9 protein-coding genes and 2 tRNA genes are annotated in these 9,348 nt (G+C 70.3%); 7 read left to right on the top strand and 4 right to left on the bottom strand.

Annotation, left to right across the window (positions count from 1 at the left end):
* Positions 1 to 338 precede the first annotated feature (338 nt).
* From mfd to HNQ58_RS13200, 3 genes are all read left to right on the top strand, one after another.
* A complete protein-coding gene (mfd, locus tag HNQ58_RS13210; RefSeq protein WP_183949399.1) occupies positions 339 to 3,815 on the top strand; it encodes a transcription-repair coupling factor in 3,477 nt (1,158 codons plus the stop codon).
* A gap of 105 nt (positions 3,816 to 3,920) precedes the next feature.
* Positions 3,921 to 4,178 carry an acyl-CoA-binding protein gene (locus tag HNQ58_RS13205; RefSeq protein WP_183949398.1) on the top strand — a complete coding sequence of 86 codons (258 nt, stop codon included), beginning with the start codon at positions 3,921 to 3,923 and terminating at the stop codon, positions 4,176 to 4,178.
* A 7-nt stretch (positions 4,179 to 4,185) separates the two neighbouring features.
* A complete protein-coding gene (locus tag HNQ58_RS13200) occupies positions 4,186 to 4,812 on the top strand; it encodes a TetR/AcrR family transcriptional regulator (RefSeq protein ID WP_183949397.1) in 627 nt (208 codons plus the stop codon).
* Positions 4,813 to 4,904: 92 nt separating this feature from the next.
* On the opposite strand, the gene HNQ58_RS13195 is transcribed toward HNQ58_RS13200, so the two are convergent.
* The gene (locus tag HNQ58_RS13195; protein ID WP_183949396.1) at positions 4,905 to 5,249 is read right to left on the bottom strand and encodes a hypothetical protein; all 345 of its coding nucleotides are present in this window, start codon (positions 5,247 to 5,249) and stop codon (positions 4,905 to 4,907) included.
* 193 nt (positions 5,250 to 5,442) lie between these two features.
* On the opposite strand from HNQ58_RS13195, the gene HNQ58_RS13190 reads away from it, so the two are divergent.
* On the top strand, positions 5,443 to 6,297 hold the full coding sequence (locus tag HNQ58_RS13190; protein ID WP_183949395.1) for a tetratricopeptide repeat protein: 855 nt from the start codon (positions 5,443 to 5,445) through the stop codon (positions 6,295 to 6,297).
* Positions 6,298 to 6,362: 65 nt separating this feature from the next.
* Here the strand turns inward: HNQ58_RS13190 and HNQ58_RS13185 are convergent.
* A tRNA-Val gene (locus HNQ58_RS13185) sits at positions 6,363 to 6,437 on the bottom strand.
* An 18-nt stretch (positions 6,438 to 6,455) separates the two neighbouring features.
* Between HNQ58_RS13185 and HNQ58_RS13180 the strand changes: the two genes are divergently transcribed.
* Entirely contained in the window at positions 6,456 to 6,965 is a 510-nt protein-coding gene (locus HNQ58_RS13180) for a DUF3293 domain-containing protein (protein WP_183949394.1), read from the top strand.
* Between the two features lie 39 nt (positions 6,966 to 7,004).
* Entirely contained in the window at positions 7,005 to 8,081 is a 1,077-nt protein-coding gene (locus HNQ58_RS13175; protein ID WP_183949393.1) for an aromatic ring-hydroxylating oxygenase subunit alpha, read from the top strand.
* A gap of 270 nt (positions 8,082 to 8,351) precedes the next feature.
* On the opposite strand, the gene HNQ58_RS13170 is transcribed toward HNQ58_RS13175, so the two are convergent.
* On the bottom strand, positions 8,352 to 8,561 hold the full coding sequence (locus tag HNQ58_RS13170; RefSeq protein ID WP_183949392.1) for a dodecin: 210 nt from the start codon (positions 8,559 to 8,561) through the stop codon (positions 8,352 to 8,354).
* 128 nt (positions 8,562 to 8,689) lie between these two features.
* Between HNQ58_RS13170 and arsC the strand changes: the two genes are divergently transcribed.
* The gene (arsC, locus tag HNQ58_RS13165; protein WP_183949391.1) at positions 8,690 to 9,040 is read left to right on the top strand and encodes an arsenate reductase (glutaredoxin); all 351 of its coding nucleotides are present in this window, start codon (positions 8,690 to 8,692) and stop codon (positions 9,038 to 9,040) included.
* A 99-nt stretch (positions 9,041 to 9,139) separates the two neighbouring features.
* Here the strand turns inward: arsC and HNQ58_RS13160 are convergent.
* Positions 9,140 to 9,224: transfer RNA gene (locus HNQ58_RS13160), tRNA-Leu, on the bottom strand.
* Positions 9,225 to 9,348 lie beyond the last annotated feature (124 nt).

The raw sequence follows: 9,348 nt of genomic DNA, 5'->3' as shown, positions 1-9,348 counted from the left end.
GGGGCGAGCCGGATAAGGCGAAGCACGGCTTCGCCCCGGCGAGCGCCAGCACACGGATGTGCTGGCCGGCGGGCGCCACAGGGATGTGTGCTCGCAAGGCACCGTCCGAAGTCGTGTCGGGCAAGCAAAGAAAAGTAACCCGGCCGCCGGCAGGCGGACGGAACCTCCGGCGCAACGCGCCGGCCAGGTCGCGAGAGACCCACAGGCACGCGAGCCTGGCGGCGCTACACGCCGTGGGCACCGAAGCCGGGGGGACAAGAAGACAGTTGCTCCTACACACAAGCACCGGCCGGGCCGGTGCTGCCGCCACGGCCCGGCGCGGTAAACTGCGCGGCTTCATGAACGCCCCCCGCCTTCCCGCTCCCCCGCTGCCGCGCGCCGGTCAGCAGCGCGCCTACTGGGCGCCGCCAGCCTCGCCGTCCTCGCTGGCGCTGGCGCTGGTCCGCGCCGCGCAGGCGCACGACGGCCTGGTGCTGGCCGTGACCTGCGACACCCACGCCGCGCACACGCTCGAAAGCGACCTCAGGACGCTGGCCGGCAATCTGCCGGTGCTGCATTTCCCCGACTGGGAAACCCTGCCCTACGACCTGTTCAGCCCGCACCCGGACATCGTCTCGCAACGCATCGCCGCGCTCTACGCGCTGCCGGCCACCGCGCGCGGCGTGCTGGTGGTGCCGGTGTCCACGCTGATGCAGCGGCTGCCGCCGGTGCGCTTCATCGCCGGCAGCGCGCTGGACGTGCGCCGCGGACAGAAGTTCGACCTCGACAACGAGAAGCGCCGCCTCGAAGCCGCCGGCTACCGCCATGTGCCGCAGGTGCTCGATCCCGGCGACTTCGCCGTGCGCGGCGCCCTGCTCGACCTGTACCCGATGGGCGCGGCCACGCCCTACCGCATCGAGCTGTTCGACGACGAGATCGACTCGATCCGCAGCTTCGACCCGGAAACCCAGCGCTCGCAGGACACCGTGGACGCGGTGCGCCTGCTGCCGGCGCGCGAATTCCCGGTGGACGAAGCGGCGACCCGACGCGTGCGCGACACCCTGCGCGAACGCTTCGACATCGACCCGCGCCGCTGCCCGATCTACCAGGACCTGAAGGAAGGCGTCGCCCCGGCCGGCATCGAGTACTACCTGCCGCTGTTCTTCGACGCCGGCAAGGGCGGCGGCACCGGCACCCTGTTCGACTATCTCGGCCCCAAGGCGCTGGCCATACTGGCCGACGGCGCGCTCGACGCCGCCGAGCACTTCTGGGCGCAGACCGGCGAGCGCTACGAGCAGCGCCGCCACGACATCGAGCGCCCGGTGCTGCCGCCGGACGAACTGTTCCTGCCGCCGGACGCCCTGCGTGAAAAACTCAATGCCCTGCCGCGCGCCGAAATCTGCGGCCCCGGGCATCCGCGCCGTGCCGACGCCCAGCCGCTCGGCGACGCCCCCGCGCCGTCGCTGCCACTCACCCAGAAGGGCGACCCCACCGCCGCGCTCAAGTCCTTCCTGGCCAACTACCCCGGCCGCGTCCTGCTCGCCGCCGACTCGCCCGGCCGCCGCGAGGCGCTGATCGAGCAGCTCGACGCCCACGGCATCAGGCCGGAGGTGGTGGAAAGCTGGCAGGCGTTTCTGGGCGCTGCCGACGGTGGGCTGCCCCGCTGGGCCGTCACCGTCGCCCCGCTGGAGGACGGCTTCGCCCTCGTCGAGCCGGCGCTGTGCGTGCTCACCGAGCGCCAGCTCTACCCCGAGCGCGCCTCGCAACCGCGCCGCCGCAAGCGCGCCGGGCGCGAGCCCGAGGCGATCATCCGCGACCTCACCGAGATCGCCGAGGGCGCGCCGATCGTCCACGAGGACCACGGCGTCGGCCGCTACCGCGGCCTGGTCACGCTCGATGCCGGCGGCCAGCCCGCCGAGTACCTGCAGATCGAATACGCCAAGGGCGACAAGCTCTACGTGCCCGTGGCGCAACTGCATCTGGTGAGCCGCTATACCGGCGCCTCCCCCGAGCACGCACCGCTGCACTCGCTCGGCGGCGAGCAGTGGGAAAAGGCCCGCCGCAAGGCCGCCGAAAAAGTCCGCGACGTGGCCGCCGAACTGCTCGAGATCCAGGCCCGCCGCCACGCCCGCAAGGGTCTGGCGCTGCCGGTGGATCGCAGCCTGTACGAGCCCTTCGCCGCCAGCTTCCCGTTCGAGGAAACCCCCGACCAGCACGCCGCCATCGAGGCCGTCATCGCCGACCTCGGCCGCGAGCAACCCATGGACCGCGTGGTCTGCGGCGATGTCGGCTTCGGCAAGACCGAAGTCGCCGTGCGCGCCGCCTTCGTCGCCGCCATCGCCGGCAAACAGGTGGCGGTGCTGGTGCCGACCACCCTGCTGGCCGAACAGCACTTCCGCAACTTCCGCGACCGCTACGCCGACTGGCCGATCCGCGTCGAAGTGCTCAGCCGCTTCAAGTCCACGAAAGAGATCAAGGCCGCGCTCGACCAGCTCGCCGAGGGCAGGATCGACATCATCGTCGGCACCCATCGCCTGCTGCAGCAGGACGTGCGCTTCAAGGATCTCGGCCTGGTCATCGTCGACGAGGAGCAGCGCTTCGGCGTGCGCCAGAAGGAGCGCCTCAAGGCCCTGCGCGCCGAAGTGCACCTGCTCACCCTCACCGCCACGCCGATCCCGCGCACGCTGAACATGGCGATGGCCGGGCTGCGCGACCTGTCGATCATCGCCACCCCGCCCGCGCACCGCGTCGCGGTGAAGACCTTCATCACCCCCTGGGACAGCGCCCAGTTGCGCGAGGCCTTCCAGCGCGAGCTGGCACGCGGCGGCCAGCTCTACTTCCTGCACAACGAGGTGGAGAGCATCGAGAAGATGGCGCGCGAGCTCGGCGAGCTGGTGCCCGAGGCGCGCATCCGCATCGCCCACGGCCAGATGCCCGAGCGCGAGCTGGAACAGGCCATGCTCGACTTCCACCGCCAGCGCTTCAACGTGCTGGTGTGCACCACCATCATCGAATCCGGCATCGACAACCCCAACGCCAACACCATCGTCATCAACCGCGCCGACAAGTTCGGCCTGGCCCAGCTGCACCAGTTGCGCGGCCGCGTGGGCCGCTCGCACCACCGCGCCTACGCCTACCTGATCGTGCCCGACCGCAAGGCCATGACCCCCGACGCCGAAAAGCGCCTGGAGGCCATCGCCTCGCTGGAGGAGCTCGGCGCCGGCTTCACCCTCGCCACCCACGACCTGGAAATCCGCGGCGCCGGCGAACTGCTGGGCGAGGAGCAGAGCGGGCAGATCGCCGAAGTCGGCTTTGGCCTCTACACCGAACTGCTCGAACGCGCCGTGCGCTCGCTCAAGGCCGGCAAGATCCCCGACCTCGACGCCGGCAGCGGCCGCGGTGCCGAAGTCGAACTGCACATTCCCGCCCTGATCCCCGACGACTACCTGCCCGACGTCCACGCCCGCCTGACCCTCTACAAGCGCATCGCCTCCGCCCGCGACAACGCCGCGCTGCGCGAGCTGCAAGTGGAAATGATCGACCGCTTCGGCCTGCTGCCCGACCCGGTCAAACACCTCTTCGCCGTCGCCGAACTCAGACTGCAGGCCGAGGAGCTGGGCATCCGCAAACTCGACCTCGGCGACTCCGGCGGCCGCGTCCACTTCCAAGCCCAGCCCAAGGTCGACCCGATGAACGTCATCCGCCTCATCCAGTCGCAGCCGAAACACTACGGCATGGACGGACCCGACAAGCTCCGCATCCGACTCGACCTGCCCGACCCCAAGGCCCGCCTCAACGCCGCGCGCGGCCTGCTGACGGCGCTGCGCGCGGCGTAGCCGCCGCCCGGCGATGCCGGACGGCAGATCCGGGCCGGCCGGATTTCGCGTTGACCACCTGCGGGGTGCGTGCTATCACGGCCCGAGCACCCGGGAGATGCACACATGGCCGACCTCAAAGCGCAGTTCGAACAAGCCGCCAAGGACGTGATGTCGCTGGCCGAGCGGCCCGACAACGACACCCTGCTCAAGCTCTACGCGCTCTACAAGCAGGGCGCCGAAGGCGACGTGAGCGGACCGAAGCCGGGTTTCTTCGACTTCGTCGGCAGCGCCAAGTACGAGGCCTGGGAGAAGCTCAAGGGCATGTCGCCCGAGGACGCGATGAAGAAGTACGTGGACCTGGTGAACAAGCTCAAGTCCTGACACGCGGATGGCCCGCAGGACCCGCCAGCGCATCCTGGATGCCGCGCTCGTCATGTTCAACGAGCGCGGCGAGCCCAACGTCACCACCAACCACATCGCCGACGAGCTGGAGATCAGCCCGGGCAACCTGTACTACCACTTCCGCAACAAGGACGACATCATCGAGCAGCTCTTCGCCGGCTACGAAGAGCGCATGGACGCCGCCCTGACCGCGCCGCAGGATCGGCTGCCCGAGCTCGAGGACATCTGGCTGCAGCTGCACCTGGTCTTCGAGTGCATCTGGGACTACCGCTTCCTCTACCGCGACCTGATCGACATCCTCAGCCGCAACCGGCGGCTGCGGCTGCGCTTCGCCCGCATCCTCAAGCGCGCCTCGGACAACGCCACCGCGGTGATGCGCGGGCTGGTCCGCGCCGGCGTGATGCGTGCCTCGGCAGCGGAGATCGAGGCCACCGCCACCAACATCCTGGTCATCGCCACCTTCTGGCTCAACTACGCCGGCGCCCGCGGCGAGCGCGACGAGCACGAGGCGATCCGTCAGGGCATCGTGCAGGTGATGATGCTGCTCGCCCCTTTCCTGCGCGATGCCGAGCGCCTGCATCTGAACACCCTCACCCAAGCCTACCGCGACTGACGACGCGATCGCCCGCGCGCGATCGCCCGCGCAAACGAAAACGCCCCGACCGGAGCCGGGGCGCCTTCGCCACTGACGTGGAGGAGCGGGGTTTACGCGGCCTTGCGGCGGCGCCCGGTGGCGGCGCGCGCCGGGCGACGGCGTGCCGGCGCCTTGCGCGCGGCCGGCTTGCGCTTGCCGCCGAAGCCGAAGCGGGCCAGCAACGGCCTGAGCCGTGCATCCGCCTCCGCCTTGACCGCCGACACCCTGCCGCCGAGCTCGCCAGCCAGCGTGACGGCACGTTCGCGCAGCCCGGCGATGTTGGCCTGGGCCAGCGCGACCGCCTTGACGGCCTGCTTGCGGGCCATCGAAACGGCGCCCAGGCCGGCCAGCCAGAGCGTATGGGAGTTCACCCGCGGTGTGCGGTTGGCGCGGCGCGCCTTGACCTGCTTGACCATGTGACACCTCGTCGCGGAATGGCGCCATCCCTGGCAGGAGAGAGAGTCCGGTGGTCATTCTCGGACTGTCCGCTGGAGCAATCACACTATTGATGACCCGCCTGATGGCCCGCTGGGCCCGGCCTGTCAGCGCGGCTTGCCAGCCGGCGCCAGCCCGGGCGATGCTGCGGCGGCCCGCACAAGGAGATCGCGCATGGCCGCCAAGAAAACCGCCTGGCCACCCTTCCCGCACGACCAGGCTGCCTTCGACTACGCCGGCGACAAGCTCAGGAAAGCCTGGAGCAAGCTGCATGCCGGCGACCGCGAGCCCTATCCCGACCTCGACCGCGCCGAGGAACTGCTCGGCGCCGTGACCAAGCCGCCCAAGGGACTGGATGCCAAAGCGCTGGCCGCCCGGCTGCAGGAGGCCTGGCGCGCCTATCATCGCGGCGATTTCCAGGCCGCCTTCGAGGCCGGCGAGGCGCTGGGGCCGCTCGGCGCTTCGGTCGCCTGCAAGGCGATCGGCATCCACGCCATCTATCTGGTGGATGACGAGGCCGAGCGCCTCAAGCGTTTCGAAAAGGCCGCCGAGCTCGCCGAAGCCGCCATGCTCGCCCTCCCCGACGAGCCCAACAGCCACTATCGGCGCGCCTTCGCCCTCGGTCGCTACAGCCAGGGCATCAGCATCGCCAAGGCGCTGAAGCTGGGGCTGGCGGGCAAGGTGCGCGAAAGCCTGGACACCACGCTGGCACTGGCTCCCGACCATGCCGAGGCGCATACCGCGCTCGGCCTCTACCACGCCGAGATCATCGCCAAGGTCGGCAGCATGATCGGCGGCCTCACCTACGGCGCCAAGGCCTCGGAAGCGGAAAAGCACCTCAAGACCGCGCTCAGGCTCACCCCCGACTCGCCGATCGCCCACATCGAGTACGGCAACATGCTGCTTCTGCTGCACGGCGACAAGGGCGAGGACGCCGCCGCCGCAGCCTACGAAAAAGCGAGCTCGCTCAAGCCGAAGGACGCAATGGAAAAACTCGATGTCGAATTCGCCAGGTCGCAGCTGGAATGAGTGCCGCAACGGCCCCCGGAAACGACGAAGGCCGGGCATTGCCCGGCCTTCGCGCTTTCGGAATCTGGTGGGCGGTACAGGGATCGAACCTGTGACACCTGCCGTGTGAAGGCAGTGCTCTACCGCTGAGCTAACCGCCCAGGAACCGCGAGTCGCGCATGGTACTTTCGCCGCATGCGGCGGTCAAGCCGCGCCATCCGGAAACGGCCGCCGCCACACTGCCGCACGACTCCGCGCCCTGCCCGATGTCCTCCACCCTGCCGCCAGCGCTGCTCGACGCTTTTCGCCGCACCCTGTACCGGGTGAATGACGGCCCGCACCGTTTCATCATCCGGATCGGCGAGCCGGCGCCGCAGGTCGATGCCCTGCTCGCCGCCCACGGGCTCACCAGCGCAGCCTTTCTCACTGCGGCCAATCCGCTGGCCAAGCCGCTCGACGCTGCGCAGAACGCACGCCGCAACGCCGAGCTTCGGCGCCGCGCGGAAGCCGCCGGCGCGCGGGTACTGACCGGCGAAGGCCGCGCCGAGGACGGCGCCTGGGCGGAGCCGAGCTTCCTCGTGCTGGGCCTGTCGCGCGCCCAGGCCGACGCACTGGCGGACCGCTTCGAGCAGGCGGCCTACGTGCTGCTCGAACACGGCCGCCCACCCGAACTGGTGCTGCGCCGCTGAGCCGGCAATGGCACGCCGGTCCGGGTGCATACTCACGCCATGCCGCACCCCGACCTCGCCCCACAACCGCTCGACCACGCCACCGCGCTGGCCGCCCGCTACTACACCGCGCCCGACATGGCCGCGCTCGACCGCCGCCTGGTCTTCGACCGCGGCTGGCAACTGATCGCGCACGTCTGCCAATTGCGGGGCGCGGGCAACCACGTCGTCGCCGACTTCGCCGGCCTGCCGGTGCTGGCCGTGCGCGGCGGCGACGGCGACATCCGCGTGTTCCACAACGTCTGCCGCCACCGCGCCGGCCCCATCGCGAGCTGCGACGGCCTCGCCGCCAGGTCGCTGCGCTGCCGCTACCACGGCTGGACCTACACTCTCGACGGCGTGCTGCGCTCGGCGCCGGAGATGGACGGCGCGCCGGACTTCGACCCGGCCACGATCCGCCTGCCGCAGTTGGCGGTACGGGTGTGGCAGGGGCTGGTGTTCGCCTGCGTGGACCCGGCGCACGCGCCGGCCTTCGACGAATTCGTCGAAGGCATCGACGCCCGCCTCGGCCCGCACCGCGGCCTCGCCGGCTACGGCCATCACCATCGCGTCGGCTACGACGTGGCCTGCAACTGGAAGGTCTACGTCGACAACTACCTGGAGGGCTACCACGTCCCCCACATCCACCCCGGCCTCAACCGGCTGCTGGACTACCGCAGCTACGTGACCGAGACCGCGCGCTGGCACTCCTTCCAGTGGAGCCCGCTGGAGAGCGGCGACGGCCTGTACGGCGACGGCGACGCGCTCTACTACTGGCTGTGGCCCAACACCATGCTCAACATCCTGCCCGGCCGCCTGCAGACCAACCGCGTCATCCCGCGCGGCGTCGACCGCTGCCGGGTGGAGTTCGACTTCTACTACGCGCTCGACGAAAGCGAGGAGGCCGCCACGCGCCGTCTTGCCGACCTGCGCTTCAGCGACGAAGTGCAGGTGGAGGACCTGACCATCTGCGAGGACGTGCAGCGCGGCCTGGCCTCCGGCTCGTACGTGCCCGGCCGGCTCAACCCGCTGCGCGAGAACGCCGTGCACCACTTCCACGAACTGCTGCGCGCGGCCTACCGCGCGGGCGCGTCGTGAAGGCCGGTCGATCGCGCGCCGCGCTCCCATCCCGCACGGGCGGCGCCCCCGCGCCCAAGCCATGGCCGCGCGCGGGAACCGCCGTCCGTGCCGTTCGCCCGGTCAGTCGCCGGTGCTGATCCGCTCGTAGGCGAGCGAGACCGACTCGGTCGGCTGGCCCCGGCCCGCGCCGGTCGGCTGCACCGCTGCCGCGAACGACCAGCCTCAGCGTCCCGGTGCCTTCCGCTGGCGGCCGGCGAACCGACGCCCCCGATGTCCCCGTGTCCGCGCTCAGTCTTCGAGCGTGAATCCGATCTTCAACGTGACCTGCCAGTGCGCGACCTGGCCGCCCTCGACGTGGCCGCGGGTTTCCACGACCTGGAACCATTTGATGTTCCGGATCGATCTGGAGGCACGCTCGATCGCGATGCGGATCGCCTCGTCGCTGCTCTGGGTGGACGAGCCGGTCAGTTCGAGGGTCTTGTAGACATGGTCCGACATGGTCGCGGTCTCCAGTGGGAGAGGCCCATGCTAGCGCCGATTCGCGACGCGCACGAATCGCGCGATCGCGGTGATCCGACGAGCGCCGCCGTCTTCGGGCAGCGAGGCCGCGGCGCTAGACTGTCGGCATGAACGACACCGTCCTCTATCACAACCCCCGCTGCTCCAAGTCGCGCGGCGCGCTGGAGTTGCTGCGCGAGCGCGGCATCGAGCCGCGTATCGTCGCCTACCTCGACACACCGCCATCGGTGGACGAACTCACCCGCTTGCAGGCCATGCTGGGGCTGCCCCCACGCGCGTGGATGCGCAAAGGCGAGCCCGAGTACGCCGAACTCGGCCTCGACGACGACTCGCTCACCGACGCGCAGCTGATCGCGGCGATGGCGGCGCACCCGCGCCTGATCGAGCGCCCGATCTTCGTGCACCGCGGCCGCGCAGTCGTCGGGCGCCCCCCGGAACGGGTGCTGGAGCTGCTCTGAAGGCCAGCCGGCTCACCGATCCCGCGGCGCTGTCGAGTACCAACCCGATGCCCGCCAGCCGCTAATTGAAACAGGGTGAGACACCCCGAAGCCCGCCTGTGGTGCCCCGGGCCGGACTCGAACCGGCAAGCCTTGCGGCGCAGGATTTTAAGTCCCGTGCGTTTACCAGTTTCGCCACCGGGGCATGGGGCGTGCGTGCGACGAAAACGAAAAAGTCGGCCCTGCGAAATTCATCCAAGTGCCGGCAACGTCGTCAGCCACTCGCGCAACGGCGCACCGTGACCGACCTGGCGCCGCCGCCGGGCGCC

Source organism: Rehaibacterium terrae (genome assembly GCF_014202935.1).
GTDB lineage: Bacteria > Pseudomonadota > Gammaproteobacteria > Xanthomonadales > Xanthomonadaceae > Rehaibacterium > Rehaibacterium terrae.
Note: the sequence above shows the minus strand (reverse complement) of the source record. Positions and strands in the feature narration are given on the sequence as shown.